Origin of the sequence: Actinoplanes sp. URMC 104 (genome assembly GCF_051386375.1) — a bacterium.
Classification (GTDB): Bacteria; Actinomycetota; Actinomycetes; order Mycobacteriales; family Micromonosporaceae; genus Actinoplanes.
In genome coordinates, this window is the sequence record NZ_JBPQTO010000011.1 from 1570169 (window position 1) to 1595873 (window position 25705).

The following is a 25705-nucleotide window of genomic DNA, read 5'->3' on the forward strand; positions in this document are numbered from 1 at the left end:
CGATGATGACCGATGCCGGCGCGGACGCGGGCCGGGGTGCGGGCGGGACGACCATGACGCCTCCACGGGTCAGCGACTCGCCGACCAGGCTTCCCGGCACTCCTGTCCGCAGCGTACGCCGACCCGGCAAGCCGGGGCTGCCCCGGAAGCGGCGACGGGCGGCACCTCGTACGCTGACCCCTCGTGAGCAGCCAGTCCAAGCCGGAGAACGCTCCGGCTGAGTTCGTCGTCCCCCCGGTCATGCAGTCCCCGGCGCGCAGGACGCCGCCGTCGAGCGGGGTGGCGGGCTGGTTGCTGCGGCACCGCGTGCAGCCGGTCGGGCCCGAGGCGGGCGAGGGGCACACCGAGCAGCACTCGTGGTGGAAGGTCATGTGCCTGACCGGGGTGGACTACTTCTCCAGCCTGGCGTACGTGCCGGCGATCGCCGTCGCCGCCGCGGGGGCGGTCTCCCCGCTGGCCACGCTGCTGATCGTGGCGCTGACGTTGTTCGGGGTGCTGCCGATGTACCGGCGGGTGGCCCGCGAGAGCCCGCACGGCGCCGGCTCGGTGGCCATGCTGGAGCGCCTGCTCCCGTTCTGGCAGGGCAAACTGTTCGTTCTGGTCCTGCTCGGCTTCGTCGCCACGTCCTGGATCATCACGATCACGCTGTCGGCCGCGGACGCGAGCGTGCACGTGGTCGAGAACCCGTTCTTCCCGTCGTTCCTGCACGGCCACGAAGTGGCGCTGACCGTCGTGCTGCTGCTGTTGCTCGGCTTCGTCTTCCTGCTCGGCTTCAGCGAAGCGGTGAGCGTCGCGATCCCGCTGGTGGCGGTCTTCCTGGCGCTCAACGCGCTGATCATCGGCACGGGGCTGACCCACATCGTCACCCAGCCCGGGGCGTGGTCGGCGTGGACGAGGGCGCTCGGCGACGTGGGCGGCGGCGCCGGTGGGCTGATCGAGCCGGCCATCGTGGCGTTTCCGCTGCTCGTGCTGGGGTTGTCGGGTTTCGAGACCGGGGTGAGCATGATGCCGCTGGTCGCCGCGGAGGGCGCCGGCGCCGAGGCGCGGCTCGCGGCCCGCATCCGCAACAGCCGCAAGCTGCTCACCACCGCCGCGGTCATCATGAGCGTCTACCTGCTGTCGGCCAGCTTCGTCACGACCGTGCTCATCCCGGCAGAGGAGTTCGGGCCGGGCGGCGAGGCGAACGGCCGGGCCCTGGCGTGGCTGGCCCATGACCAGCTCGGGGACGCGCTGGGGACGGCGTACGACATCAGCACGATCCTCATCCTGTGGTTCGCCGGGGCGTCGGCGATGGCCGGTCTCGTCAACATCGTGCCGCGCTATCTGCCCGGCTACGGCATGGCGCCGGAGTGGGGACGGGCGGTGCGCCCGGTGGTCCTGGTCTACACGGCGATCGCGGTGCTGCTCACCATCGCCTTCGGCGCCGACGTCGACGCGCAGGCCGGCGCGTACGCGACCGGGATCCTCGCGATGATGGTGTCCGGCGCCGTCGCGGTCACCGTCTGGGCGGTCCGGCACCGCCGGCGCCTGCCCTCGGCCGGATTCGGGCTGCTCGCCGCCGTTCTCGCGTACGCGCTGGTCGAGAACATCCACGAGAAGCCGGACGGCATCGCGATCTCCGGCCTGTTCATCGCGGGCATCATCGTCGTGTCGCTGATCTCGCGGGTCAGCCGCACGACCGAGCTGCGGGTCGACAGCATCGAGTTCGACGAGGCCGCGCGCCGGTTCGTCACCGAGTCGATCGCGTACGACGGCGAGCTCAACCTCATCGCGAACCGCCGCCAGGGCGGGGACGTCACCGAGTACCGGCTCAAGGAACGCGAGCAGCGCGGCGACAATCCCGTACCGGGTGGCGCGGACATCCTGTTCCTGGAGGTGGACGTGGTCGACCCGTCGACGTTCAGCGACACGCTGCACGTCCGGGGCGTCGACGTGGGCGGCTACCGGATCCTGCGCACCGAGGCGCCGGCCGCGCCGAACGCCATCGCGGCGATCCTGCTGGCCCTGCGCGACGCCACCGGGGTGCGTCCGCACTGCTACTTCTCCTGGGCCGAGGGCAGCCCACTGGTGCACATGGTCCGCTACTTCCTGCTGGGCCGCGGCGACACCGCCCCGGTGGCCCGGGAGATCATCCGCAAGCACGAGCCGGACCAGTCCCGCCGCCCCGGCATCCACGTCGGGTCGTGACAAAGGCCTGGCGCGTCAGACGCCGTTGCGGCGGGCCACCTGTCCCAGCCACTCCAGGCTGGGCTTCGGCGTCCGCGCGAACGTCGCGCGGTCCACGCCGATGAGCCCGAACGTGACCGCGTAGCCGCTGAACCACTCGAAGTTGTCGAGCAGGCTCCAGTGCAGATAGCCGCGCACGTCGACGCCGTCGTGGACGGCGGCGTGCAGACCGCGCAGGACCTCGGCGGTGAAGGTGATCCGCTCGTCGTCGTCGGTCGTCGCCAGGCCGTTCTCGGTGACCAGGATCGGCGTGCCGGGCAGCACCTCGGCCACCCGGCGCACCGAGGCGCCGACCGCCTGCGGCCGGTACTCGACGTGTGCCTGGGTCAGGACCGTGCCGGGCGGCGTGACCGGGCCGTCGGGGCCGATCCGGGCGCAGCTGTAGATCTGCATGCCCACGAAGTCGTCGCCCTGGCACGCGGCGAGGAACTTGTCCTCCATCGCGGCGCGGTGGGCGGCCATCTGCTCGCCGGCGCCGTCCTCGGCGATCCATTCCTGGCCCACGAGCGCGAGCCCGGCCGGGGGCGAGCCGGCGCCGCGCAGGACCTCGATGCCGCGGCGGTGCGCGGCGATCAGGGCCTCGCTGAGGCGCTGGTCCGGCCGGGGCAGCCCGGCCACCGGCTCGCCGCGGGCCGCCATGCCGGCGAGGACCGGCAGGCAGGCGGCCAGGTTGGGCTCGTTGAGCGTGAGGACGTACGCGGCGTCGCGCACCAGCGGCGCCGCGGTCTCGACGAAGCGGGCGAAGTGGTCGCCCGCCCGGGGGCCGAGCCAGCCGCCGTCGTGGTGGAACCAGCGCGGCGTCGTGAAGTGGTTGAGGGTCACCACCGGGGCCAGCCCGCGGTCGCGGCAGCCGTCGACCATCCGCCGGTAGTGGTCGAGGGAGGCGCGCGAGATCTCGCCCGGCTCGGGCTCGATCCGGCTCCACTCCAGGCTGAACCGGTACGCCGTGAGCCCGGCGCCGGCGAGCAGGTCGAGGTCCTCGCGCCAGCGGTGGTAGTGGTCGACGGCGTCGCCGCTGGGCTCGGCGAACGGGGTGTCCGGCGCGTGCTCCCACTCCCAGTAGTGGTTGCCGACGTTGTTGCCCTCCACCTGGTGCGACGCGGTGGCCGCGCCCCAGAGGAACCCGTCGGGAAACGACTGGTCGGAACTCATGAAGGTCTCCGTTCGACGAGGGGGTCCGGGTAGAGCCGGCGGGCGCGACCGGCGTCACCGGGTCTCCGCGGCGAAGCGGGCGGCCAGGTCCTTCTTGGACACCTTGCCGATCGGCGACAACGGGAACGCGTCCAGGATCTCCAGCCGTTCCGGCAGCTTGAAGGTGGCGATCTCGTGGCGCCGCAGGAAGGCGACCAGCTCGTCCAGGGTGGGGACGCTCGCGCCGGCCCGCGGCACGACGCAGGCGCACATCCGCTCCCCCAGCACCGGGTCCGGGACCGGGACGCAGGCGACGTTCTGCACGGCGGGGTGGCCCAGGATGAGGTTCTCCACCTCCTCGGCGGAAATCTTCTCGCCGCCGCGGTTGATCAGGTCCTTGCTGCGGCCCGCCACCACGTAGTTGCCGGTGGGGTGGCGCCACATCAGGTCACCCGAGCGGTAGAAGCCGTCCGGGGTGAAGGCGCGCGCGTTGTGCTCCGGCGCCCGGAAGTAGCCGCGCAGCGTGTACGGGCCGCGGCACAGCAGCTCCCCGACCTGGCCGTCCGGCACCGGCCGGCCCTCGTCGTCGACCAGCCGCACCTCGTCGTCCGGGCAGACCGGCCGGCCCACCGTCTCCAGCCGCACCTCGGGCGGGTCGTCGAGCCGGACGAACATGAGCAGCCCCTCGGCCATGCCGAAGTTCTCCTGCACCGTGCAGTGCGGCAGCAGCTTCTCGGCGAGCAGGCGGATCTCGGGCTGCAGCCGCTGCCCGCCGCTCTGCACGACCCGCACCGACGACAGGTCGTACCGGTGGATGTCCGGGTCGTTCAGCCACCGGATGAGCAGCGCCGGGACGACGTGGATGTGGGTGACGCGGTGCTGCTCGATCAGCGGGAACACCTCGGCGCCGCGGGTGCCCGGGTGCAGCACCACCCGGGCGCCGGCGAACCAGAAGCCCTGCATCCCCGGGCACGCCAGCGGCAGGTTGTGCGCGATCGGCAGCACGTCGAGCAGGCAGTCGCCGTCGCGCACGTCGCACACGGACAGCGCGAGGCGCGAGTTGTACGCGTAGTCGTTGTGCGTGCGCGGGATCAGCTTGGGAATGCCCGTGGTGCCGCCGGAGAGCTGGAACACCGCCGGATCGTCGGGGTCGATCGTCAGCGCGGCGAGGTCGGCGCTGGTGGCAGCCGGCTCCCGGTCGATCAGCTCGCGCAGCGACCGGAAGCCGGCCGACGCGGGCCCGTCGACCAGCGCCAGCCGCAGCGTGGGCGCCGTGCGCCGCACCCGGGCGACGATGTCGCGGTCGGCGTCGCGGACCCGGCCGGGAACCACGCACGCGACGGCGCCCGCGAGCCGCGCGAACTGCTCCATCTCCCGGTACCGGTGCTGCGGCAACGCCATGATGGGGATGGCGCCCAGCTTCTGCAGCGCGACGTACAGGCAGGCGAACGGCGCGTCGTTGGGCAGCTGCACCAGGACCCGGTCGAGCGGGCGCAGCCCGAGGTCGTACAGGTTGCGGGCCAGCCGGTCGGCGCGTTCGGCCAACCGGCCGTACGTGATGTCCTCACCACCGGCGTGCAGGGCGATCCGGTCCGCGTACGCGGTCAGGTGCTCGTCGAGGACGTCGCGCAGCGGCCGGTCGCGCCAGTAGCCGCGCTCGCGGTAGCGGGCGGCGAACTCGGCGGGAAAGGGGACGACACCGTCCAGAGGCATCGGTCGCTCCTCAGGTAGTTGCGGAGAACCCGCCGTCGACGACCACGATCTCGCCGGTGACGAACGGGTTGGACGTGATGAGCGAGACGACGGTCGCGGCGACGTCGTCGGCGGTGACGCAGCGGCGCAGCGGGGTGAGCCGGGCACGCCGGTCCATCAGCCGCTCGTAGTTGTCGCCGAGCTGGTCCTCCATCCACTCGCCGACCATCCAGCCGGGCGCGACGGCGTTGACCCGGATGTCCGGGCCGAGCGCGCCGGCGAGGGTCCGGGTGAGCGAGACGACGGCGGCCTTCGAGGCGGCGTACGGGAACGGCTGCGGCCCCGGGCGCAGGCCGACGATGCTGGCCGTGTTGACGATCGCCGCGCCGGGCGCGCGGCGCAGCAGGGGCACCGCCGCGCGGGTCACCTGGAACAGGCCCCGCACGTTGACCGCGAAGACCCGGTCCCAGTCCGCCAGGGACAGCCCGTCGAGGTCGGACGGCGGGGTGCCGATCGTGGTGCCGGCGTTGTTCACCAGCGCGTCGAGCCGGCCGAACCCGTGCTCCACCGCGCCGAGCATGCCGCGCACCGCGTCCTCGTCGGCGACGTCCGCCTGCACCGCGAGCGCCCGGGCGCCGGCCTTCCCGGCCTCCCGCACGACCTGCTCGGCCCGCTCGCGACCGGTGGCGTAGTTGACGGCGACGTCGTAGCCGTGCCGGGCCAGGGCCAGGGCGGCGCTGCGGCCGATGCCGCGGGAGGCTCCGGTCACCAGCGCGACCGGGCGGCCGGCGCTCACAGGCCCAGCACCCGCTCGGCGTTGCCGTGGAACACGGCCTGCACCACCTCGTCCGGCAGGCCGAGCTCGGCCCATTCCCGCAGGATCCGCTCGTACGGCAGGCTGGGGTGGTCGCTGCCGAACATGACCTTGTCGCGCAGCCGGCCGCGGATGTCCGTGCGCAGCTGCGCCGGGAAGTGCTTGGGCGCCCACCCGGAGAGCTCCCAGAAGACGTTGCCCTTGTGCAGCGCGACCGCGGTCATCTCGTCGATCCACGGCCAGCCCGGGTGGGCGGCGACGATCGTCAGGTTCGGAAAGTCGGCGGCCAGCTCGTCGACCGCGAGCGGGTGGGCGTGCCGGATGCGCGCGCCCATGCCGGCGGGCATCCCGGCGCCCATGCCGGTGGTGCCGACGTCGACCATCACCGGCACGCCGAGCGCGGCGATCGTCTCCCACAGCGGGTACAGCGCGCGGTCGTCCACGCTGAAGTGCCCCATGATCGGGTGAAAGTGGAAGCCGAGCACGCCGTGCGTCTTCACGGCCTCCTCGGCGTCGCGGATCGCGACCTCACCCTTCAGCGGGTCGACCGCGCCCCACGCGCCGATGAAGGCGTCGGGGTAGCGGTCGCGCAGCCCGGCCACGTACGCGTTGGAGCACGGCGGGGTGCCCGTCACCGTCTCGATGTCGAACGCCACCAGGACCGCCTCGACGCCCAGCGTGGTCAGCTCGGCCGCCACGTCCGCCTCGTCCCTGGCGACCCACGGGCGCTTCCAGTACGCGGCGAGGGCCTCGACGTACGGGCCCTGCGAGGCGATCCACGGCTGCGTGCCGGGATAGCAGTGCAGATCGACGGTGCGCATGGGGACACGATGGCCGCGCCGTGCGCCCGCCGGATACGGCGATGCCGTTCATCGGCACAGCCGCGCCGGAAGTCAGCCGGTGTCGAGCCCGATGGACCGGCGGGCGCCCAGCGCGCGGGAGATGGCGCGCGCCGCCGTCTGCAGGGCCGGCGTGAGGCGGCGGGCGTCGACCTGCTGCTCCGGCACCACCACGGACAGCGCCGCCACCATCGCGTCGTCCACGTCGAAGATCGGGCTCGCCACCGAGACCAGCGGTTGCGGGGCGCGCCGCCGGAACGTGATCGCGCGGTCCCGGCGGATCTCGGCCAGCGTCCGGCGTAGCGCGGCCGGTGACACGGGCGTCTTCTCCGGTTCCCGCAGCAGCGGCCGGGACAGGTACTCGTCCTGGAACGCCGGGTCGGCGTACGCCAGCAGCACCAGACCGACCCCGGTGGAGTGCAGCGGCAGGCGTCCGCCGACGCGGTAGAGGATCGGCACCGCGTTGCGGGCGGACAGCCGTTCCACCAGGACCGCGTCGTCGCCCTCGCGCACCGCCAGCAGGACGTGCTGGTGGGTGGCCTCGGTCAGGTCACCCATGTACGGCAGGGCCACCTGCCGCAGCCCGTGCCCGCGCAGGCACAACGACGCGACCTCGAACAGGCGCAGCCCGATCGAGTAGCGGCCCGCGTCGTCGCGCTCCAACGCGCCGCGGGCCTGCAGCCGGCTCGCCAGCCGCAGCGCCGAGCTGGTGGGGATGCCGCTGCGACGGCTCAGCTCGCCCAGCGACATCCGGCGGTGCGCCGCGTCGAACGCGAACAGCAGCGTCAGGGCCCGGTCGATGACGGGCTCACCCTGCGGTGGGCGCCCGCCGCGGGCGCGCGCCGGGGACTCGGTCACAGCCTCACGTCCCTCCGGCCGTCGCGAAACACCCTGGAAACGTCGTTTCGATGAACGGCATTATGCCTGCCCCGGCGCGGACGGACAGCTCATCGTGACGGCATGACTACCTCCCCCCTCGACAGCGCGACGGTGCTGACCGCCGACGACTCCGGCGCGCCGCCCGCCTGGCCCAACCCCCGCCGCGGCTTCCTGTTCTTCCTCGGTTTCGCCGCCATCGGCGCGGGCATGGCGAGCCTGGTGCCGGCGGTCCTCACGCTGTCGCTGAAGGCCTCGCAGATCGACGCCGCCAACGCGACCACCGTGCTGTCCGTCGTGGTCGGTGTCGGCTCGGTGTTCTCGCTGGTCGCGTTCCCGGCCCTGGGCCGGCTCAGCGACCGCACCACCGGCCGCTTCGGCCGGCGCCGCCCCTTCCTGCTGCTCGGTGGCCTGCTGTTCGCGCTCGGCGCGGCCGGCATCGTCGCGGCGTCGAACACGGCGATGCTGGTCGTCGCGAACGTCCTCACCGCCGTCGGCTACAGCTCGGCCGCCGTGGCCTTCACCGCGGCCATCCCGGACCAGTTCGCGCCGGACCGCCGGGGACCCGCGTCCGCCCTGGTCGGGTTGAGCCTGCCGGTCGGCGCGGTCACCGGCCTGTTCATCGCGCAGCTGGTGGCGCCCAACCTGACCGCGATGGTGCTGATCCCGGCGGGCATCGCCGTCCTCGGCGCCGTGCTGTTCGCGCTGCGGCTGAGCGACCGCCGGCTGTCCGCCGCCGAACGGCCGCACTTCGGGTGGAGCCAGTTCCTCACCACCTTCTGGGTCGACCCCCGGCGCGCCCCGAACTACGCCTGGGCCTGGTGGAGCCGCCTGCTGCTGTTCCTCGGCGTCGCGGCGATCCAGGCGTACCAGGCCTTCTACCTGATCATGGTGTTGCACTTCGCGCCGCAGGAGGTGGCCCAGGCGGTCTTCCTGTCGACGCTGGTGCTGACCGTGGCCGCGCTGGTCTGCGCGTCGGTCGCGGGCAAGCTGTCCGACCGGATCGGGCGGCGCAAGCCGTTCGTCGTCGTCGCCGCGGCCATCTTCGCGGTGGGCCTCACGCTGGCGTCGCTGGCCGGCAGCTTCCCGGCGTTCCTGGTCGCCATGGGCGTCGTCGGGGTCGGGCAGGGCGTCTACATGGCCGTCGACATCGCGCTGGTCACCCAGGTGCTGCCGGACCCGGACAACCCCGCCAAGGATCTCGGCATCATGAACCTGGCCAGCACGCTGCCGGGCACCATCGTGCCGACCGTCGCGCCCGCCGTGCTCGCGATCGGGGCGACGGCCGCCTCCCCGCAGAACTTCACGGCGCTGTTCCTGTTCGGCGCGATCGCGGGGCTGCTGGGCGCGGTGCTCATCCTGCCCATCCGCAAGGTGCGCTGAGGCCGGTGACCGTGACGCTGTCCACCGGGACGTGGATCGAGCCCGACGAGCCGGTCACGCCCCCGCCCGGCTCGCGGCCGGCGTACCAGTTGCGGCACGAGTTCGAGCTGCCCGGCCCGGTCGCGGCGGCCACCGTGCAGGCCACCGCGCACGGCATCTACGAGCTGTTCGTCAACGGGACCCGCGTCGGCGACCTCGAGCTGACGCCCGGCTTCACCGCCTACCGGTCCCGGCTGCAGGTCCAGTCGTACGACGTCGCGGACCTGCTGCGGGCGGGCGGCAACGCCATCGAGGTGCTGCTCTCGGACGGCTGGTTCCGGGGCCGGCACGGCTTCGCCCGCACCGCGAACGGCTTCGGGGACCGGGTGGCCGCCCTGCTCGCCCTCGAGGTCACCCATCCCGACGGCACTGTCACCACGGTCGGCACCGGGCCCGGATGGTGGTCGCGGCCCAGCCGGATCACGGCCGCCGACCTGATGGACGGCCAGCAGACCGACCTGCGGCAGCCCGCCTCCGGCTGGCGGCCCGCACGCCCGGTCACCGGCGGTCTCTACGACGACCGCCGGCGCCTGCACGCCTCCGACGCTCCCCCGGTACGCCGCATCCAGGAACTCCGGCCGGTCGCCGTCGACCACCTGCCCGGCGGCGCCACGGTGATCGACTTCGGGCAGAACATCAACGGGTGGGTCCGGCTGAGCGATCTGGGACCGGCCGGCTGCCGGCTGACGCTCACCCACGGCGAGCACCGGGCTGCCGACGGCCGGGTCGACACCGACCACCTGCGGGCGTTCGACGTCACCACCGGGGGCCCGGCGCCCGCCGGGCAGGTCGACCGGGTCGTGTCCGCGGGCCGCGCCGGCGACGTCTTCGAACCCCGGCACACCACCCACGGCTTCCGCTACGTGCAGATCGACGGGCACCCCGGGCGGCCGGTAGCCGACGCCGTCACCGCCGTGGTGGTGCACACCGACCTGGCCACGACCGGCCGGTTCCGGTGCAGCGACGACCGGCTCGACGCGCTGCACGAGGCGGCGGTGTGGAGCTTCCGCGGCAACGCGTGCGACATCCCGACCGACTGCCCGCAGCGGGAGCGCTCCGGGTTCACCGGCGACTGGCAGGTGTACGTCGCGACCGCCGCGCTCACCCACGACGTGGCCGCGTTCTCCGGCAAGTGGCTGCGCGACCTCGCCGCCGACCAGTGGCCCGACGGACGGGTCCCGACCGTCACGCCCAACCCGGCCGGGCCCGGCCCCTCCGGGATCGCGTTCATGGACGCGATGGAGGGCTCGGCGGGCTGGGGCGACGCCGCGGTGCTGGTGCCGTGGGAGCTGTGGCGGGCGTACGGCGACCGGGCCGTCCTCGAGCGGCAGTACGACTCGATGGTCCGCTGGGTCGGCTACGCCGCGACCGCGGCCCGCACCCGCCGCCATCCGGACCGGGCCGCCGCCCGCCCCCGAGCGGCGGCTCACGAGCAATACCTGTGGGACACCGGCGGTCACTTCGGCGAATGGCTCGAGCCGGGCGAGACGCCCCGCCCGGATCCGTCGGCCGACCACGGCATCGTCGCCACCGCCTACCTCGCCCGCTCGGCGCACCTGCTGGGCCGCATCGCCGCGCTTCTCGGCCGTACGGAAGACGCCGCCCGCCACCGCGCGCTGGCCGCAGCCGTCCGGGACGCCTGGCAGCGCGAGTACCTCGCCGAGGACGGCCGCATCGCGGTGCCCACACAGGCTAACCACGTCCGGGCCCTCGCCTTCGACCTGGTGCCCGCCGAGCGGCGCGCGGCGGTGGCCGACCGGCTGGCCGCGCTGATCGCCGCCGGCGACCACCACCTCGGAACGGGCTTCCTGTCCACCGGCATGCTGCTGCCCGTGCTCGCCGACACCGGGCACCTCAGCACGGCGTACCGGGTGCTGCTCTCCACCGGCGTGCCGTCCTGGCTGGAGATGATCGACCGGGGCGCGACCACGATCTGGGAGCGGTGGGACGGCGTCACCGGCGACCGCGCCCAGGGCTCGCTCAACCACTACAGCAAGGGCGCCGTCGTCGCGTTCCTCCACACCCACGTCGCGGGCATCCGCCTGCCCGCCGACCCGGGACCGGGCGAGGCCGGCTACCGCCGGTTCGTGATCCAGCCCCGCCCCGGCGGCGAGCTCACCTGGGCACAGGCCGAGCACGACAGCCCGTACGGCCTCGTCCGCAGCGCCTGGCGGCTGGAGCACGGCCGGTTCCGGCTCGACGTCGAGATTCCCGCGGGCACGCGTGCCGAGGTCCGCCTGCCCGACGGCCGGCGCATCGACGCCGCGCCCGGCAGGCATTGCTACGACGCCGTTCCGCTCGCCCTGCCGGTCTGAAACGGCGCGCGAGTGGGTACCAGCCGTCCATGATGGAGCAGACCCGGGCACGCTATCGCTGTCGGGCCGCCTGGCTCGTCTTCCCGTTGCTGATCGTGGGATCCGTCGCGTTCCCCGTCGTCGCCATCTTCGTCGACGCGGCGCCGTGGTGGATGGAGACGCTGTTCCTGCTGGTGGCCATCCCCCTCGGCTGGTGGCATGCCCTGACCCGGATGTTCTACGGAATGGACCTCACCGGCACCGCACTGGTGCTGCGCGCGCCGATCGTCCGGGAACGCATCCCGCTGGCCGAGCTCGCCGAGATCGGCCTGCCCGTCGACGAGGGCGCCATCCGGGTCACCCGGCGGGACGGGCGCTCGTGGAACGTGCTGTCCGGCAGCGGCCTCGAGGAGTTCGCCGACGAGGTCGGCCGCGCCGCCCCGCACGTCGAGGTACGGACCGGTGACTGGCCCCGCCGCCTGGCCGACTGGTTCCGCTGACCTGCGCCCCAGCAGGCCGAGACGGGTCGGCGGGGCCACTATGCTGGCGCCATGCCCCGGTGGGAACACGGCAGTGAGCAGCGGATGAAACAGGCCGCCACGGAGCTGTTCGAGGAGCAGGGCTTCGAAGCCACCACGGCCGTGCAGATCGCGCAACGCGCCCGGGTCACCACCCGCACCTTCTTCCGGTACTTCCCGGACAAGGAGGAGATTCTCTTCGCCGAGGCGCAGGCGCTCACGGACGAGCTCGTCGGGGAGCTTTTGAAGACCGCCGACGTGACCGAGCCGCTGCAGGCCGTCGTCCGGACCCTGGCCGGTCACGACTGGCAACGGCTCGGCACGCGGGAGGCGTTGAAGCAGCGCGACGCCATGATCGCGTCGGACCCCCGGCTGCTCGAACGAGACCTGATCAAACAGCAGCAGACGGCCGACGCGTTGCGCCGCGCACTTCTCGAGCGCGGAGTCCACCCCGACACCGCCGAGCTCGCAGCCGCCACGGGGAGTCAGGTGTTCCGCACCGCCTACCGGCAGTGGCTGCGAGGCGACGGCGACACCGATCTGGCTACGAGAACCGAGGCCGTGATGGCGTTGCTGAAAACGATCGTGCACCGCGACCGATAAAGGCGTCGCCGCAATTCAGGATTTGAATTCCGACGAGATCTCGGTCGCATACTTCTGCCACAGCGGCGTCATGGTTTCCGGCGTCACCGGGCGTCCCGACTCGACCATCTGCTTGAGGTCGCGGAAGTACTGCACGTACAGGTCCGGCGTGAAGGTGGAAAGAATGACGGCCGGCTCGTCGCCCGGGTTGGCGAAGGTGTGCGGCGCCCCCGGCGGGACGATCACCCACGTGCCCGGGCCGGCGTCGTAGTCGTCGCTGCCCACGGTGAACCGCACGGTGCCCGAGAGGACGTAGAAGCCTTCGTCGTGCTGGGCGTGGCGGTGCTGGATGGGGCCGGGCGTGTGCGGGCTGAGAGTGATCTCGCCGATGCCCAGGCGGTGGCCGGTGTTGCTGCCGTCCTCGAGGATGCGGATCTGCGACGGCCCGTTGCCGGCGATGAGCTCGCCTTCGCCGGGCCGGACGATCGAGACTGGAGCCATGGAGGAACCCTCCCTGAGGGGTCAGCGGGTGCGACCGTGATGTCGCGCCACGACATCACTCTACCACCGATGTCTCGCCGGGACATCAGCGCGGACTGCAGCCGCCAGGACCCTAACCGCGGTCCGGAGCCGCTGTCACGGTCGATTCACCTATTCAGATGACGGGGATCAGAATTGAGGGCGACCAATTCACCGGATCGATGCGGGACGACGGTCTCGCTTTGGCCGGGCATAATCCGCGCACTACAGTGAATGACCTCTCCCGGACATCGCCGCATCATCGAAACAGGGACGGTCATGCCCGCCACTCTTTATCTGATCGTCATGGGCGCTGTGCTGGCCGCCGCGGTTCTCCTCGCCGTCCGGGCGGCCCGGCACTCCGGCGCCCGGCCGAGCGCGCCACGTCCTCCGGACGCCGAGACCCCCGCCGCGCTCGCCGAGGCCCGCTCGGAGCTGGCCGCCGCCCGCGCCGAGATCGAGCGGCTCCGGCAGGCACAGGCGCAGACGGCGAAGGCCGTCGGGGTCCCGGCGGCCCGGGCCGGCGGCCGGCGCGTCGAGGTGTTCGTCAACCTGTCCCGGCGGCTCCAGTCGCTGGTGCACCGGGAGATCAAGCTGCTCGACGGGCTGGAGAACGAGGTCGAGGACCCCGACCTGCTGAAGGGCCTCTTCCAGGTCGACCACCTGGCGACCCGCATCCGGCGGCACGCGGAGAACCTGGCGGTGCTCGGCGGGTCGGTGTCGCGCCGCCAGTGGAGCCGGCCGGTCGCGCTGACCGAGGTGCTGCGTTCCGCGATCGCCGAGGTCGAGCACTACTCGCGGGTCAAGCTGGTGCCGCCCATCGACGGCACCCTGCCCGGGCACGCCGTCGCGAGCGTCATCCACCTGATCGCCGAGCTGATCGAGAACGCGACGATGTTCGCGCCGCCGCACACCCAGGTGCTGCTCCGCGCCCAGCCGGTCGCCGCCGGGATGGCGGTCGAGGTCGAGGACCGCGGGCTGGGCATGCAGCGCGCCGACCTCGACCGGGTCAACCAGCTGCTGGCCAACCCCGACGACACCGACCTCGACGACCTGCTGCGCGACGGGCGGATCGGCCTGTACGTGGTCTCGATGATCGCCCGGCAGCACGGGATCGTCGTGCAGCTGCAGACCAACATCTACGGCGGGACCCAGGCGGTGATCATCCTGCCGCCGCAGCTGGTCGGCACGGCGCCCGAGCCGGAACCGGAGGCGTCCCGTCCGCCGAGCCTGCCCCGGGCGCCCGAGCAGGTCCCGGCTCGGGCGCTGCCTCCGCTCGAGAGGCGCGTTCCGCAGCAGTCCGTCTGGCCGGCCGCCGCGCCGGCCCGGGCGACACCGGCCGACGTCTCGGCGGACACCGTCTTCCTGCCGCGCGCGGGGCGGGGCCAGGCCGAGGCCCGCCCGGTCGCCACCGCGACCGTTCCCGAACAGCCCACCCGGGCCACGCCGGCGCGCCCTCCGCTGCCGCGTCGCCGCCGCCAGACCCACATGGCCCCGCAACTGCAGCTGGGCCCGCCGCAGCCGGCCGCCGAGCCGGCCGAGGACCACCGCCCGGGCCTGATGGCGTCGTTCATGAGCGGCGTCTCCGAGGGCGAGGCGGACGGGCCCCTCCCCGACCGTCATGGCTGACCACCGGCCCCGCAACGAGAAAGGCCCGGCTCACATGTCGCGCACCGATCCCGCACGTACGTCCCAGGACCTGGTCTGGTTGCTGTCCGGCCTGGTCGACCGTGTTCCGGACACGAGAAGCGCGCTGCTGCTGTCCTCGGACGGGCTGCGCAAGGCGGCCCACGGGCTCGACGACGACGGCGCGGACCACCTGGCGGCGGTCGCGTCGGGGCTCTTCTCCCTGGCCCGCAGCGCCGGCACCCGGTTCGGCGGCAGCGACGGCGTCCGTCAGGTGGTGGCCGAACTGGACGAGTCGCTGCTGTTCGTCTCGGCGGCCGGCTCCGGGGCGGTGCTCGCGGTCGTCGCGGGGAAGGCGGCCGACCCGGGCGTGCTGGGCTACGAGATGGCTCAGATGGTCAAGAGCGTGCGGCCGTACCTGACGACGCCGGCTCGCAACGAGCCCGAGTTCCTGGGCGTGCGCGGCCGGTGAACGTGCGGGAGACCGACGAGCACTGGTTCGACGACGCCGCGGGACGGCTCATCCGGCCCTACACGGTGAGCGACGGCAGGACCGAGCCGACCACCCCGATGGAGCTGCTGTCGATGGTGATCGCGACCGGCCGCCGGCCGCACAGCCCGCTCGGGCCGGACCACGCTCAGGCGCTCGGGCTCTGCGGCAGCGTCACCACGGTCGCCGAGGTCGCGGCGCGGTTGGGGCTGCCCGCCGTCGTCACCAAGATCCTGCTCTCCGATCTGGTGGACTGCGGAGCGGTGGACGCCCACTCCCCTGACCCGATGGCCGACTCTTCCAACCTGACGGTACTGGAGACCATCCTCAATGCTCTTGAACGACGGCTCTGACGGCATCCCGTCCGCGCTCAAGCTGCTGATCGCCGGCGGCTTCGGCGTCGGCAAGACCACGTTCGTCGGCGCGGTCAGCGAGATCGAGCCGCTGCACACCGAGGAACTGCTCACCACCGCCGGCGTGGGCACCGACCGGCTGACCGGCGTCGAGAGCAAGTCGACGACCACGGTGGCGATGGACTTCGGCCGGATCACGATCGGCAGCAAGCACGTGCTCTACCTGTTCGGCACCCCCGGCCAGGAGCGCTTCTGGTTCATGTGGGACGAGCTGTCCAGCGGCGCGATGGGCGCGGTCGTGCTGGCCGACACCCGCCGGCTGGAGGACTGCTTCCCCGCCGTCGACTTCTTCGAGTCGCGGGGCATCGGGTTCCTGGTCGCGGTCAACGAGTTCGACCGCGACTGCCGGTACGAGTCGGACGACCTGCGCAGCGCCCTCGACCTGAAGCCGGACACCCCGATCGTGCTCTGCGACGCCCGCGACCAGCGATCGGCCACCGGCGTGCTCGTCAACCTGATGCACCACCTGCTCGCCCAGCAAGCCCGCCGATGACCTGCTCGCCCGGCGAGCCCGCCTCCCTCCGCGAGCCCGCCTCCTCCCGCGAGCCCGCCGACGACCGAACGGAGCCCCTGGCATGATCTACGACCTTTCCGGACACCAGTCCCTCACCCCGGCGGACCCGGAAGTGCCGGCCCGCCTGCGCCGGCTGCAGGAGCTGGGCCTGGGCGAAGTCGCGGACGCGCATCTCGACGAGTTCGCGCGCCGGGCGGGCGACATCACGAGGGCGCCGCTGGCGATGGTCAACTTCATCCGGGACGACCGTCAGTACCTCGGCGGCCTCTACACCGGCGCCGCCGTTCCGGAGGCCCTGCGCACCGGGCTGGCCGGCCGCACGTTCACCCGGGAGCACGGATACTGCCCGCACGTCGTCGTCCGGCGTAAGGCGCTGGTGCTCGACGACGTGTGCGACTACCCCCGATTCGCCGGGAACCCGGTGGTGGACGAGATCGGCATCCGCTCCTATCTGGGCGCTCCGCTGATCGACCGGACCGGCGTCGCGCTCGGCACGGTCTGCGTGGTCGACGTCGAGCCGCGGCCGTGGGGCCGGCCAGGGCTGGAGACGATCAAGGCGCTCGCTTCCGAGCTGGTCGCCCAGATCCACGCCCGGGAGGGGAAGTAGAGCGAGCAGCATCCACCGCGAAAACGGGCGAAGCCCTCCCGGGCCGCTCCGCTGCGCCACTGGTAGCGCCTCATCCGGCACTCCGGCGTGGACATCATCGACAGATCCTTCACTGACCGTGACGACGCGACCCCGTTGAGGAACCAACGGGGTCGCTGTACTGTTCGGTCAGACAAAAGGCGGACGTCGGCTCAAAGACCACGGTAAAGCCGCTCAAGGTGGACTTGGAGCACGTGATGGACACCAAAACCCTCAGTCGGGACGCCGATTCCCGCGCCGCGACGGGCGACCGGCCGGAGCCGTCATCGACGCCGAGGATGCTGCATTTCCTTCGCGAATACGCCCAGAACTTTCTCAATTCCCGGTTGATGGACGAGCGCCGTTCCCTGCCACCGGCAATGGTGGCCGACTTCGGCGAAGTGGGCCTGCTCGGTCTGCAGATCCCTCGCGCGCTCGGCGGGCAGGACATCTGCCACGCCGACATGAACCGGGTGTTCACCCAGCTCGGAGCCATCGACGCCAATCTCGCCGTGTTCTGCGCAGTGCACAACACGCTCGGGATAGCGCCGATCCTGCGGTCCGCGAGCGAGGAGGTCAAGGGCTGCGTGCTGCCCCGCCTGGCCACCGGCCAGGCCCTGACCACCAGCGCGATCAGCGAGCCCGGCATCGGCTCGCACGTGCGCGGCATGACCACCAGCGCGGTCAGGAACCGGGACGGCTCCTACACGATCAACGGCACCAAGAAGTGGATCTCGCTGGGCGGGGACGCGCGCTACGTCAACATCTTCGCCGGGCTCCGCGACGACCGGGGCCGGCCGCTGGGCATCACCGGCTTCCTGGTGGACAGCCGCACTCCCGGTTTCGGGATCGGCCCCGAGATGCTGACCCTGGGCCTGCGCGCGGTGCCGCAGTACGACCTCAGCTTCCGCGACCTGCGGGTGCCCGCCTCCGCGCTGCTGGGCGCGGAGGGGGACGGTCTGGCCACCGCCAAGGCGGCGTTCATGGACGGTCGCGTGGTGCTGGCCGCGATGGCGCTGGGAGCGGCCATGCGGTCCCTCGAGCTGGCGCAGCGGTTCGCCCGGGGCCGCGAGGTCGCCACCGGTTCGCTGGCCGGCAACGGCCGCATCCGCGAGATGCTGGCCGAGGCGGCCGCCGCGATCCAAGCGGTGCAAACGCTGATCGCCCGGATAGCACAGTGGCGGGACGCGGGCCGGGACGTGCCCGAGGCGTGGTATTTCTGCGCGAAGATATTGGGCTGCGAGCTCGGCTGGAACGCCATCGACACGGCGCTTCAAGTGATGGGCGCGCGCGGTTTCCTCGACACCAACACCGTCGGGCAGCATTTCCGTGACTATCGGCTGTTCCGCATCTTCGAGGGCTCCACCGAGGCGATCACGGTGTATCTGGGCACCACGCTCGTGCGGAACCCCGACGAGTTCGCCAGGCTCGTCGGCCGGACGCGCCCCACCGCGCAGACGCTCCGGCTGGCCGACCAGGTGGCGGAGATCGGCGCCGACCGTCCCGGCGACGCCGCGGGCCGGCACGTGCACGCGGCCGTCGTGGGCGAGCTGGCGTGCTGGACGCTGCTGGCCACGGTGACCGGCGAGGTGGCCCACCACTCCCCCATGCACGGCTACACCGCATCGTGGGCCGAGCAGCAGCTGCAGCAGAGGCTGCGCAGCGCGCGGCCGCGTTCCCGCGGCGCCCTGCCCACCCAGGCCGAGTTCGCCGCCCACGTCGAGGGCTACGCCGGCGTCATCGGCGACGTCGACCAGCGGCGCTGGCCCGCCGAGGAGTGGCGCTCGGACCCGCTGCTGAGGTGAGCCCGCCCGCATCCGCAACGAACCTGCGCGTGGCCGCAGCCGTGGCGCGTCGGCGACAGCGGAACGCCTCCGCCGAGGCTCGCCATGCTGCACGCGCTCGGGAGCACGCCGCGCGGCAGCGGCCGGCGGGACGCGCTGACCAACGCGCTCGAGCGCCTCCGCGACGCGGCCGACGTGCCCTTCGCCGCCGGGTACCTCGTGGACAGCGCGGGTGCTCGCACGGCCCTGGTGGCCGCGGTCGGCATCGAAGAAGGCGGCCCGATGGCGCCGCGCGACTTCCGGCTGACCGCCCGAGGCGGCCCTCCGGCAGAGCGAGGAGCGCCCCGTGAGCCAGGATTCGCCGCGGCAGTGGACAGCCGAGGAGATCGCGCTCGCGGGCCGCGGCTGGGCCGAGATCCACCACGCCCGCCGGCCCGCCGGGTGATCGCTGTCCTGGGTGGACGGTGGAGGGGGTGATCTTTTGACTATGGTGAGGGGCGCTCGCGAAGAGAGGGGCTCCATCATGGCCGAGGACCACCAGCCGGATGCCGCAACCAGGATCGACCTGCGCACCGACCGCCCGCATCCGGCGCGGGTGTACGACTACCTGCTCGGCGGCAAGGACAACTTCGCGGCCGATCGGGCGGCGGCGCAGAAGGGCCTGGAGGCCAACCCGGACAGCCGCATCCCGCCCCGGCAGAACCGGCTGTTCCTGCGCCGGGCGGTGCGTTTCCTGGCCGAGCAGGGCGTGGACCAGTTCCTCGACATCGGCACCGGGATCCCCAGCGCGCCCAACGTGCACCACGTGGCCCAGCAGGTCGACCCGCGCTCGCGCATCGTGTACGTGGACAACGACCCGATCGTGCTGGCGCACGCCCGCGCGCTGCTGACCAGCCATCCCGACGGCCGGACCGACTATGTCGACGCCGACCTGCGCGATGTCGACGCCCTGCTCGCCAAGGTGCGGGCGACGGGCACCCTCGACTTCGACCGCCCGGTGGGCCTGTTGCTCATCGCGGTCCTGCATTTCGTCGGCGACGAGCACGACCCGTGGGCCATCGTCGAGCGGCTCCTGGCCGCCCTGCCGGCCGGCAGCTACCTGGCGTTGTCCCACCTGACCGGCGACTTCCGCCCGGAGGCCTGGGCCCGGATCGCCGAGGTCTACCGGCGTCAGGGCGTCACCATGCAGGTCCGCTCGCGGCAGCAGATCGAACGCTTCTTCACGGGCCTCGACGTGGTCGACCCCGGCCTGCAGGTCCTCCCGGCCTGGCGGCCGGAGCTGGGCGAGCCCGGCGATCAGCCGCCGCCGTCGGACGACCAGGTGTCGGTCTACGGCGCCGTGGCCCGCGTGTGACGGTCAGGACGCCGTACGCCTCCCGGCCTCACCGGCCCTGCAGGGTGTGGTTCGGCCGGGCGGACGCGCCGGTGTACCAACAGCCGCCGGGGCCGGAGACGGTGTTGGCGGACACGGCGACGTCGGTGATGGACAGCCGGCCGCCCGGGTCGTGGACCGCCAGTGCCGGGCGTGCCGGATCGGTGGTGGCGACGACGTTGTCGACGATGTCGACGCGGCTCAGGCTGTTCGCGTACGCCTTGAGATAGATCCCGCCCGCGCAGCCCGAGAGGGTGTTGCCCCGCACGGAGAGCCGCCGGGTGTCCTGCGGGCCGATGGCGTCGAACTTCGTACCTGTCACGCTGTTGAACTCGATCGCGACGTCGGTGTGGACCGAACCCGCGACGCTCGTGTGCGAGCCGGTGAAGCGGCCCCAGCCGGGTTTGCTGCCGGACGGGCCGCACTGGTTGTCGACCAGGCGGATGTTCGCGCAGGCGGTGTCGTCGGCGGCGCCGGCCCAGGTGGTGGCGGGCACCGCGGCATCGAGCTGGACCGCCTCGCCGTGCCACAGGCCCACCGTCGGGTCCTCGACCCAGCCCAGGAACTGGCAGTTCGACACCGTCGCGGTGTGCACCGCGTTCAGCTCGATCGCGTGCCACCACTTCACGTTGTAGATCGAGACGCCGTCGATCTGGACGTCCGAGGTGTGCTGCATGGTGATGACGTTCATCGGCGGCGCCGCGCTCGCCTTTGCCTGGTCGTCGCCGCTCGCACCCTGGATCGCGGACCAGATCGGGTCCCACGAGCCGCCCCTGATCATGATGTTGCCGGGCGCCCGGTAGCCGCCCGTCGTGGCCGACGGCACGTGGTTGAGGACCATCGTGGCGTGCGAGACACCGGCGGCCGTACGGACGCTCGAGAACGTCGAGCCGTAGACCGGCGCGTCGGAGTGGGCGTTGGCGGTGTCCGCCGTGTACGTCTGCGCGACGGTGGGGAAGGCTGCCAGGATCCGCGCGCCGCGTGCGTCGAGGTGGGTGCCGCCGCCGATGACGAGGGTGTCCCGCAGCGTGATGGTCGTGCCCGAGCCGACCCGCACGATGATGCGCCCGCGCTCGTCGCGCCCGGCGGCGTTCTCGATCCCGCCGGCGGCGTCGTCCAGGGCGCGCCGCAGACCGGTGGTGGCGGCATCCTCGCCGCTCACGGACGGGTTGACGGCGGCCCGGGCGGCCCCGGCCCCGGCCTGGCCCAGCAGCATCGCCCCACCGGCGACGACTCCCGCGCGAAAGACATTGCGGCGCGTGGAACTCATTGATCCTCCCCCATGTGTGCGCGGACGCTACCACGGGCTTTGAGTATCGGAGTTCATCAATGTAAAGTGGGAGCGCTCCCAGATCGCCTCCGCCACTTCGCTCAAGGAGCCCACCATGTCCCGACGGCGTCGTCGCACGGTCACCGTGCTGGCCGGGCTGCTCGTTCCGGTCCTGTCCGCGCTGCTGTCCGCTCCGGTGCCGGCGGCCGGCACGCCCCGCACCCGGCCGGTGCCCCTCACGGAGCTCACCGTGGTGTCCGAGCAGGTGGCTTCCGGTCTGCGGCGCCCGGTCGCGATCACCGGGCTGCCGGACGGCCGGATGCTGATCGCGGAGAAGGACGGCACCGTCCGCGCCTACCACCCCGACACGGGGCTGGCGCCCGACTCGGTGCTCGACCTGACCGCCCGGGTCGACACCTCGGACAACGAGCGCGGCCTGCTCGGCATCACGCCCGCGCCGGACTTCCCCCGTACCGGAATGGTCTATGTCTCCTACACCAGCCTGCCGGCCGGCACGCTGACCCTGGCGCGACTGCCCCTCGGCGCCCCGCAGCGGCTGCAGGTGCTGCTCACCCAGGAGCACGCCGAGTACGGCAACCACAACGGCGGGCAGGTCGCGTTCGGCCGCGACGGCTACCTCTACTGGTCCACCGGCGACGGCGGCCACGCGAACGACCCCTTCAAGGCCGGTCAGGACCTCGGCACCCTGCTCGGAAAGATCGTACGGATCGACGTGAACCGCGCCTGCGGGACCAGGCCCTACTGCGTGCCCGCCGGCAACCCGTTCGTCCGCACGGCGGGCGCCCGGCCGGAGATCTGGCTGTACGGGCTGCGCAACCCGTGGCGGTTCTCCGTCGACGTCGACAACTCGCTGTGGATCGGCGACGTCGGCCAGGGCCTGGTCGAGGAGGTCGACCACGTCCGCCCCTGGCAGGGCGGGGCGAACCTCGGCTGGTCCTGCAGGGAGGGCACCCCGGTGTTCGACCCGGAGCAGTGTCGCCCCGGCGTGCGGTACGTCGACCCGGTCTTCGAGTACGAGCACTACATGACCGAGGGCTGCTCGGTGACCGGCGGCCTGGTGTACCGGGGATCGCGCACCCCCGAGGCGCGGGGCACCTACATCGCGAGCGACTACTGCTCGACCCTCGCGTTCGCCGTGCGACCCAGGCCGGGCGGCGGCTACGAGTCCGCCACGATCGGCACCTTCCCCACCCAGCCGACCGCGTTCGGCGCCGACGTGCACGGCGAGCTGTACGTGCTCAGCGACTACCCGGGCTGGCTGAGCCGGGTGCGCTTCGAGCGGGTCGCGCCCGCCTCCGGCGGTGCGGCGGGGAGCCGCTGAACGCTCTCGCCTCAGCCGCGCGAGCCGTCATGCCACCGCGGACAGCCTCCGGCCCAGACCGGCGAGGGCGGCCCGGCAGCGATCCGGGCCTTCCACCTGCTCGGCACGGCGCCGCGCGAAGGCCTGGATCAGAACGGCGTAACGATAGGTGTCTGCATCGACAGCCTCCACCAGATGGGCGTCGACGAGGTCCTCCAGGGCGGCCCGCGCCTCGGCTCGGGGCAGCCCGGTCATCGCGGTCACCTCGGCAACGGTGCGGACCGGTGAAGCGGCGAGCGCGGCGAGGCGGAAAACCTCGGCAGGCCCCGCCGGCAATCCGGCCTCCGCGCGCCGGATCGGCTCGTCGACGATCTTGCAGTCCTCGTGCATGACGACGGGCTGACGCAGGTCGTCCGCCAGCTGCTCCATGATCTGAGTGATCGTCCACGCCGGTCGGTCGAGCAGCCGGGCGGCGGCCACCCGGACCGACAGGGCATGCCCGGAGCAGGCGGCGACCAGCTGCCGGGCCGCATCCGGCTCGGCCGCCACGCGCTGCCGTCCGGCGATTCTGCCGAGGAGGTCCAGCGACTCCTGGTCGCTCAGCGGGCCGAGGCGCTGCCACGCGACCGCCGGCAGCCTCAGCAGCCGGCGGCCCGCCGTCACCATCACCGCGCAGGCCGGCACCAGCGGTTCGACCTGCTCACTGCTGTCCGCGTCGTCGAGGACCACCAGCATCCTGCGGCCGGCCGTCAGGGTGCGCCACAGGGTCGAGCGCTCGGCCGTCGTACCGGGCAGCGAGCTGTCCGGCCGGATCGAGCGCAGCAGCGATCCGAGGGCTTCGTGCGCGCTCACGGCCCGGCCGGTGCGGGCGCGCAGGTCCAGGTAGATCCGCCCGTCCGGGAAATGGTCGGTGAGGAGATGGGCCACGTGCACGGCCACGGTCGTCTTGCCCGACCCGCCGAGGCCGGTGATGCCGGCGACCGGTGTCCCACCCTCCTCGGTGAGCACCCGGCACAACCGGTCGACCTCGGCGCGGCGACCGGTGAAATCCCGGATGCCGAGGGGCATCTGATCGGGCCGGGCCGGCGGCGGGTCCGCCGCCACCTCCGCAACGGCGACGGCCTCGTCGCCCCGCAGCAACCGCTGATGCAGGTGCTGCAGCTCGGCGCCCGGTTCGATGCCGAGCTGGTCGCTCAGCTCGGTGCGCAACCGGCGGAAGGCCTCGAGCGCCTCCGCCGTCCGCCCGCAGCGGTGCAGGGCGGTCATCCAGAGCTCGGTCAGTCGCGTGTCCAACGGTCGATCGGCGACGGCCGCGCCCAGATCGGCGCAGATAGCCTCGTGCCGGCCCAGCGCCAGTTCCGCGTCGAACAGCTGCTCGTGGGCGGCACGCCGGGATTCCTCGAGCCGGGTGCGCTGGGCGGCGGCGAACTCCGCCCGGACGCCGCCCAGCGCCGGGCCGGACCAGACCTCGAGCGCCGCGCGCAGCGCGGTGGCGGCGGCAGCGACGTCCCCGGAGCGCCGGGCCTGACGTGCGGCGGCGGCGAGCCGCTCGAACTCGTCCACGTCGACACCGGCCCCGTTGCGCACGAGGTGGTAGCCACTCGCCGACCGGCGCAGCTCGGCCGCACCGCCGGCGAGCACCTGTCGCAGGCGGGCGGCGTACGTGCGGACGGTGCTGTGCGCCGACGCCGGCCGGTTCTCGCCCCACAACGCGTCCACCACGTCGTCGATCGGCACCGGCGTGTTCCGCAGAAGCAGCAGGGCCAGCAGCCCACGCTGCTGGGGCGGCCCGAGAGCCACATCTGCAGCGTCCGTGACGACCCGCACCGGGCCCAGCAGAGTGAAACGCACCGCTGAATCTTCGTTGCGGCCGCAAGGATCCACCAACTCCGCCGGACGTGACCTTCACGACCGCATCCCCTATGACGCCGGCGGGATGTTGTGGTTGAGCCGGAAGACGTTGGCCGGGTCGTACGTGGCCTTCGCCCGAGCCAACCGGCTGTAGGTCGCCGCCGGGTAGGCGGAGCGGACCGCCTGCTCGGCAAGGTCCTCCTGACCGATGAAATTGAGGTGCTTGCCCTCCAGGGCCCACGGCTTCAGGGCGTCGAACAGCTCGCCGGTCCAGCGCAGGGCCGGCCCGGTCAGGTCCGGGCCACCGACGGTGACGACCCACAGGACGAACTCCGCAGCACGCAGGCCGGCCGCACCGGCGCCGACCGGCGTGTCGCGCAGCGCGCCGCCGAGGTGACGCAGCTCGATGATGTTCGCCGGCACGTCGGCGACCGGCCCGACGCTCTCGGTCAGCTGCGCCACCAGATCGTCCGTCAGAGGCGGCAGGCTCAGCGTCCGCTCGGCGAACGGCGCCGGGCCCTCCGGGTCGGAGTAGATGGCGGCGAAGCCGGTGTACGGCAGGTCGCCGACAGTGTCGATCATGATCGGCGCGGCCGCGCGAAGGGGCGCCAGCAACGCGTCCGCGTCCGCGGCGTCGCCCAGGAAGGACACCCGCACGTGCACCGTGAAGGTGCCGCGCAACGGCTCGGGGAACACCGGCACGTCCGGCAGCCGCATGAACGCGATCGAGGTGGTCAGCTCGTCCGGCGCCTGGGCGGTCAGGGACGCGTACGCCCGCAGCACCGGCTCGGCGTGGTCGCCCGGGAAGACCAGCGCCCCGCCGTACAGCCGGCGGACGGGGAACAGCTCGAACTCGAGGGCGGTGACGATGCCCAGATTGCTCTTCGAGCCGCGCACGGCCCAGAACAGCTCCGGCTCCGAATCGGCATCGGCGTGCCGCGCCTGCCCGTCCGCGGTGACGATGTCCAGCCCGGTGACGTGGTCGGAGGCCCAGCCGTACTTGCGTCCCATCGTGGCGCTCAGCCCGCCGCCGAGGGTGTAGCCGACGACGCCGACGAGCGGCGAGGAGCCGGTGAGCGGCGCGAGCCCGTGCTGCGCCGCGGCGTCGACGACCTGCTGCCAGCGCACGCCGGCGCCGACCCGGGCGCGGCGAGCCACCGGGTCGATGGTGACCTCGTCCATCCGGCGCGTCGTGACCAGCAGCGTACGGTTGTCGGCCACGACGGTGGTGTGACCCGTGTTCATCACCGCCACGGCGAGGTCGTGCTGTTTCGCGAACGCGAGCGCGGCCTGGACGTCGGACGGCCCGGCGGCGCCCACCACCACGGCCGGGTTGTTCGGGACGGCCGGGTTGTACGTCGCGCATTCCTCGGCGTAGCTCTCGTCACCGGGAAGCAGGACGACGCCGGCGACGCGGTGGGCGAGCTCGGCGGCGACGGCGGGATCCACCACGGCCGGGACATCGGTGATCGCATTTTCCATGGCCCCAGTCCACCGGCGGCGTGCCGACGGAACGCAGACGAAAC

Annotated in this window: 22 protein-coding genes; 13 read left to right on the forward strand and 9 right to left on the reverse strand. The window is 72.8% G+C overall.

Going from position 1 to position 25705, the window contains the following annotated elements; genetic code table 11:
* The first annotated feature begins 240 nt into the window (after positions 1–240).
* Positions 241–2187: an amino acid transporter gene (locus ACSNN8_RS33005; RefSeq protein WP_436655494.1), complete on the forward strand. Its 1947-nt coding sequence runs from the start codon at positions 241–243 to the stop codon at positions 2185–2187.
* Between the two features lie 15 nt (positions 2188–2202).
* Here ACSNN8_RS33005 and ACSNN8_RS33010 read toward each other — a convergent pair whose 3' ends face one another.
* From ACSNN8_RS33010 to ACSNN8_RS33030, 5 genes are all read right to left on the reverse strand, one after another.
* Positions 2203–3378, reverse strand: a complete 1176-nt coding sequence (locus ACSNN8_RS33010; RefSeq protein ID WP_436653906.1) for a glycoside hydrolase family 1 protein — start codon at positions 3376–3378, stop codon at positions 2203–2205.
* Positions 3379–3432: 54 nt separating this feature from the next.
* Complete coding sequence (locus ACSNN8_RS33015; protein ID WP_436653908.1) at positions 3433–5070, reverse strand: (2,3-dihydroxybenzoyl)adenylate synthase; 1638 nt, start codon at positions 5068–5070, stop codon at positions 3433–3435.
* 10 nt (positions 5071–5080) lie between these two features.
* Positions 5081–5845 carry an SDR family NAD(P)-dependent oxidoreductase gene (locus ACSNN8_RS33020; RefSeq protein WP_436653909.1) on the reverse strand — a complete coding sequence of 255 codons (765 nt, stop codon included), beginning with the start codon at positions 5843–5845 and terminating at the stop codon, positions 5081–5083.
* A complete protein-coding gene (locus tag ACSNN8_RS33025) occupies positions 5842–6684 on the reverse strand; it encodes an amidohydrolase family protein (protein ID WP_436653911.1) in 843 nt (280 codons plus the stop codon). The genes ACSNN8_RS33020 and ACSNN8_RS33025 overlap by 4 nt, the downstream gene beginning before the upstream one ends.
* Positions 6685–6756: 72 nt before the next feature.
* On the reverse strand, positions 6757–7560 hold the full coding sequence (locus ACSNN8_RS33030; RefSeq protein ID WP_436653912.1) for an IclR family transcriptional regulator: 804 nt from the start codon (positions 7558–7560) through the stop codon (positions 6757–6759).
* Positions 7561–7662: 102 nt separating this feature from the next.
* On the opposite strand from ACSNN8_RS33030, the gene ACSNN8_RS33035 reads away from it, so the two are divergent.
* Genes ACSNN8_RS33035 through ACSNN8_RS33050 form a run of 4 tightly spaced genes read left to right on the forward strand, consistent with a single transcriptional unit; the run spans position 7663 to position 12415 of the window.
* Positions 7663–8961 carry an MFS transporter gene (locus ACSNN8_RS33035; protein ID WP_436653914.1) on the forward strand — a complete coding sequence of 433 codons (1299 nt, stop codon included), beginning with the start codon at positions 7663–7665 and terminating at the stop codon, positions 8959–8961.
* A gap of 5 nt (positions 8962–8966) precedes the next feature.
* Positions 8967–11315: a family 78 glycoside hydrolase catalytic domain gene (locus ACSNN8_RS33040; RefSeq protein WP_436653916.1), complete on the forward strand. Its 2349-nt coding sequence runs from the start codon at positions 8967–8969 to the stop codon at positions 11313–11315.
* 29 nt (positions 11316–11344) lie between these two features.
* The gene (locus ACSNN8_RS33045) at positions 11345–11794 is read left to right on the forward strand and encodes a hypothetical protein (protein WP_436653918.1); all 450 of its coding nucleotides are present in this window, start codon (positions 11345–11347) and stop codon (positions 11792–11794) included.
* 51 nt (positions 11795–11845) lie between these two features.
* The gene (locus ACSNN8_RS33050; protein ID WP_436653919.1) at positions 11846–12415 is read left to right on the forward strand and encodes a TetR family transcriptional regulator; all 570 of its coding nucleotides are present in this window, start codon (positions 11846–11848) and stop codon (positions 12413–12415) included.
* Between the two features lie 15 nt (positions 12416–12430).
* Here ACSNN8_RS33050 and ACSNN8_RS33055 read toward each other — a convergent pair whose 3' ends face one another.
* A complete protein-coding gene (locus tag ACSNN8_RS33055) occupies positions 12431–12895 on the reverse strand; it encodes a cupin domain-containing protein (protein WP_436653920.1) in 465 nt (154 codons plus the stop codon).
* A gap of 297 nt (positions 12896–13192) precedes the next feature.
* On the opposite strand from ACSNN8_RS33055, the gene ACSNN8_RS33060 reads away from it, so the two are divergent.
* The 7 genes from ACSNN8_RS33060 (at position 13193) to ACSNN8_RS33090 (ending at position 19719) form a co-directional block, all read left to right on the forward strand.
* Complete coding sequence (locus ACSNN8_RS33060) at positions 13193–14542, forward strand: sensor histidine kinase (RefSeq protein WP_436653922.1); 1350 nt, start codon at positions 13193–13195, stop codon at positions 14540–14542.
* Positions 14543–14576: 34 nt separating this feature from the next.
* The gene (locus ACSNN8_RS33065; RefSeq protein ID WP_436653924.1) at positions 14577–15011 is read left to right on the forward strand and encodes a roadblock/LC7 domain-containing protein; all 435 of its coding nucleotides are present in this window, start codon (positions 14577–14579) and stop codon (positions 15009–15011) included.
* The gene (locus tag ACSNN8_RS33070) at positions 15008–15382 is read left to right on the forward strand and encodes a DUF742 domain-containing protein (protein ID WP_436653926.1); all 375 of its coding nucleotides are present in this window, start codon (positions 15008–15010) and stop codon (positions 15380–15382) included. The genes ACSNN8_RS33065 and ACSNN8_RS33070 overlap by 4 nt, the downstream gene beginning before the upstream one ends.
* A complete protein-coding gene (locus tag ACSNN8_RS33075) occupies positions 15360–15935 on the forward strand; it encodes a GTP-binding protein (RefSeq protein WP_436653928.1) in 576 nt (191 codons plus the stop codon). Before ACSNN8_RS33070 ends, ACSNN8_RS33075 begins: the two co-directional genes overlap by 23 nt.
* Positions 15936–16017: 82 nt before the next feature.
* Positions 16018–16563 carry a GAF domain-containing protein gene (locus ACSNN8_RS33080; RefSeq protein ID WP_436653930.1) on the forward strand — a complete coding sequence of 182 codons (546 nt, stop codon included), beginning with the start codon at positions 16018–16020 and terminating at the stop codon, positions 16561–16563.
* Positions 16564–16799: 236 nt separating this feature from the next.
* Positions 16800–18386 (forward strand): acyl-CoA dehydrogenase family protein, encoded by a 1587-nt coding sequence (locus ACSNN8_RS33085; RefSeq protein ID WP_436653931.1) that lies wholly within the window; start codon positions 16800–16802, stop codon positions 18384–18386.
* 502 nt (positions 18387–18888) lie between these two features.
* On the forward strand, positions 18889–19719 hold the full coding sequence (locus ACSNN8_RS33090; protein ID WP_436653932.1) for an SAM-dependent methyltransferase: 831 nt from the start codon (positions 18889–18891) through the stop codon (positions 19717–19719).
* A gap of 28 nt (positions 19720–19747) precedes the next feature.
* On the opposite strand, the gene ACSNN8_RS33095 is transcribed toward ACSNN8_RS33090, so the two are convergent.
* The gene (locus ACSNN8_RS33095; protein ID WP_436653934.1) at positions 19748–21007 is read right to left on the reverse strand and encodes a hypothetical protein; all 1260 of its coding nucleotides are present in this window, start codon (positions 21005–21007) and stop codon (positions 19748–19750) included.
* A gap of 115 nt (positions 21008–21122) precedes the next feature.
* Here ACSNN8_RS33095 and ACSNN8_RS33100 point away from each other — a divergent pair, with 115 nt between their 5' ends.
* Positions 21123–22349 (forward strand): PQQ-dependent sugar dehydrogenase, encoded by a 1227-nt coding sequence (locus ACSNN8_RS33100; RefSeq protein WP_436653935.1) that lies wholly within the window; start codon positions 21123–21125, stop codon positions 22347–22349.
* Positions 22350–22376: 27 nt separating this feature from the next.
* On the opposite strand, the gene ACSNN8_RS33105 is transcribed toward ACSNN8_RS33100, so the two are convergent.
* Positions 22377–24179, reverse strand: a complete 1803-nt coding sequence (locus ACSNN8_RS33105) for a BTAD domain-containing putative transcriptional regulator (protein ID WP_436653936.1) — start codon at positions 24177–24179, stop codon at positions 22377–22379.
* 69 nt (positions 24180–24248) lie between these two features.
* The gene (locus tag ACSNN8_RS33110) at positions 24249–25661 is read right to left on the reverse strand and encodes an FAD-binding oxidoreductase (protein ID WP_436653937.1); all 1413 of its coding nucleotides are present in this window, start codon (positions 25659–25661) and stop codon (positions 24249–24251) included.
* Positions 25662–25705: the final 44 nt, after the last annotated feature.

Excerpts from the sequence above, each read along its gene's own strand:
- ACSNN8_RS33060 (WP_436653922.1), top strand. The coding sequence starts at position 13,193 with ATGCCCGCCACTCTTTATCTGATCGTCATGGGCGCTGTGCTGGCCGCC.
- ACSNN8_RS33110 (WP_436653937.1), bottom strand. The coding sequence starts at position 25,661 with ATGGAAAATGCGATCACCGATGTCCCGGCCGTGGTGGATCCCGCCGTC.
- ACSNN8_RS33035 (WP_436653914.1), top strand. The coding sequence starts at position 7,663 with ATGACTACCTCCCCCCTCGACAGCGCGACGGTGCTGACCGCCGACGAC.
- ACSNN8_RS33015 (WP_436653908.1), bottom strand. The coding sequence starts at position 5,070 with ATGCCTCTGGACGGTGTCGTCCCCTTTCCCGCCGAGTTCGCCGCCCGC.
- ACSNN8_RS33065 (WP_436653924.1), top strand. The coding sequence starts at position 14,577 with ATGTCGCGCACCGATCCCGCACGTACGTCCCAGGACCTGGTCTGGTTG.
- ACSNN8_RS33050 (WP_436653919.1), top strand. The coding sequence starts at position 11,846 with ATGCCCCGGTGGGAACACGGCAGTGAGCAGCGGATGAAACAGGCCGCC.
- ACSNN8_RS33055 (WP_436653920.1), bottom strand. The coding sequence starts at position 12,895 with ATGGCTCCAGTCTCGATCGTCCGGCCCGGCGAAGGCGAGCTCATCGCC.
- ACSNN8_RS33075 (WP_436653928.1), top strand. The coding sequence starts at position 15,360 with ATGCTCTTGAACGACGGCTCTGACGGCATCCCGTCCGCGCTCAAGCTG.
- ACSNN8_RS33025 (WP_436653911.1), bottom strand. The coding sequence starts at position 6,684 with ATGCGCACCGTCGATCTGCACTGCTATCCCGGCACGCAGCCGTGGATC.
- ACSNN8_RS33080 (WP_436653930.1), top strand. The coding sequence starts at position 16,018 with ATGATCTACGACCTTTCCGGACACCAGTCCCTCACCCCGGCGGACCCG.
- ACSNN8_RS33045 (WP_436653918.1), top strand. The coding sequence starts at position 11,345 with ATGATGGAGCAGACCCGGGCACGCTATCGCTGTCGGGCCGCCTGGCTC.
- ACSNN8_RS33085 (WP_436653931.1), top strand. The coding sequence starts at position 16,800 with ATGGACACCAAAACCCTCAGTCGGGACGCCGATTCCCGCGCCGCGACG.
- ACSNN8_RS33010 (WP_436653906.1), bottom strand. The coding sequence starts at position 3,378 with ATGAGTTCCGACCAGTCGTTTCCCGACGGGTTCCTCTGGGGCGCGGCC.
- ACSNN8_RS33005 (WP_436655494.1), top strand. The coding sequence starts at position 241 with ATGCAGTCCCCGGCGCGCAGGACGCCGCCGTCGAGCGGGGTGGCGGGC.
- ACSNN8_RS33090 (WP_436653932.1), top strand. The coding sequence starts at position 18,889 with ATGGCCGAGGACCACCAGCCGGATGCCGCAACCAGGATCGACCTGCGC.
- ACSNN8_RS33095 (WP_436653934.1), bottom strand. The coding sequence starts at position 21,007 with ATGAGTTCCACGCGCCGCAATGTCTTTCGCGCGGGAGTCGTCGCCGGT.
- ACSNN8_RS33100 (WP_436653935.1), top strand. The coding sequence starts at position 21,123 with ATGTCCCGACGGCGTCGTCGCACGGTCACCGTGCTGGCCGGGCTGCTC.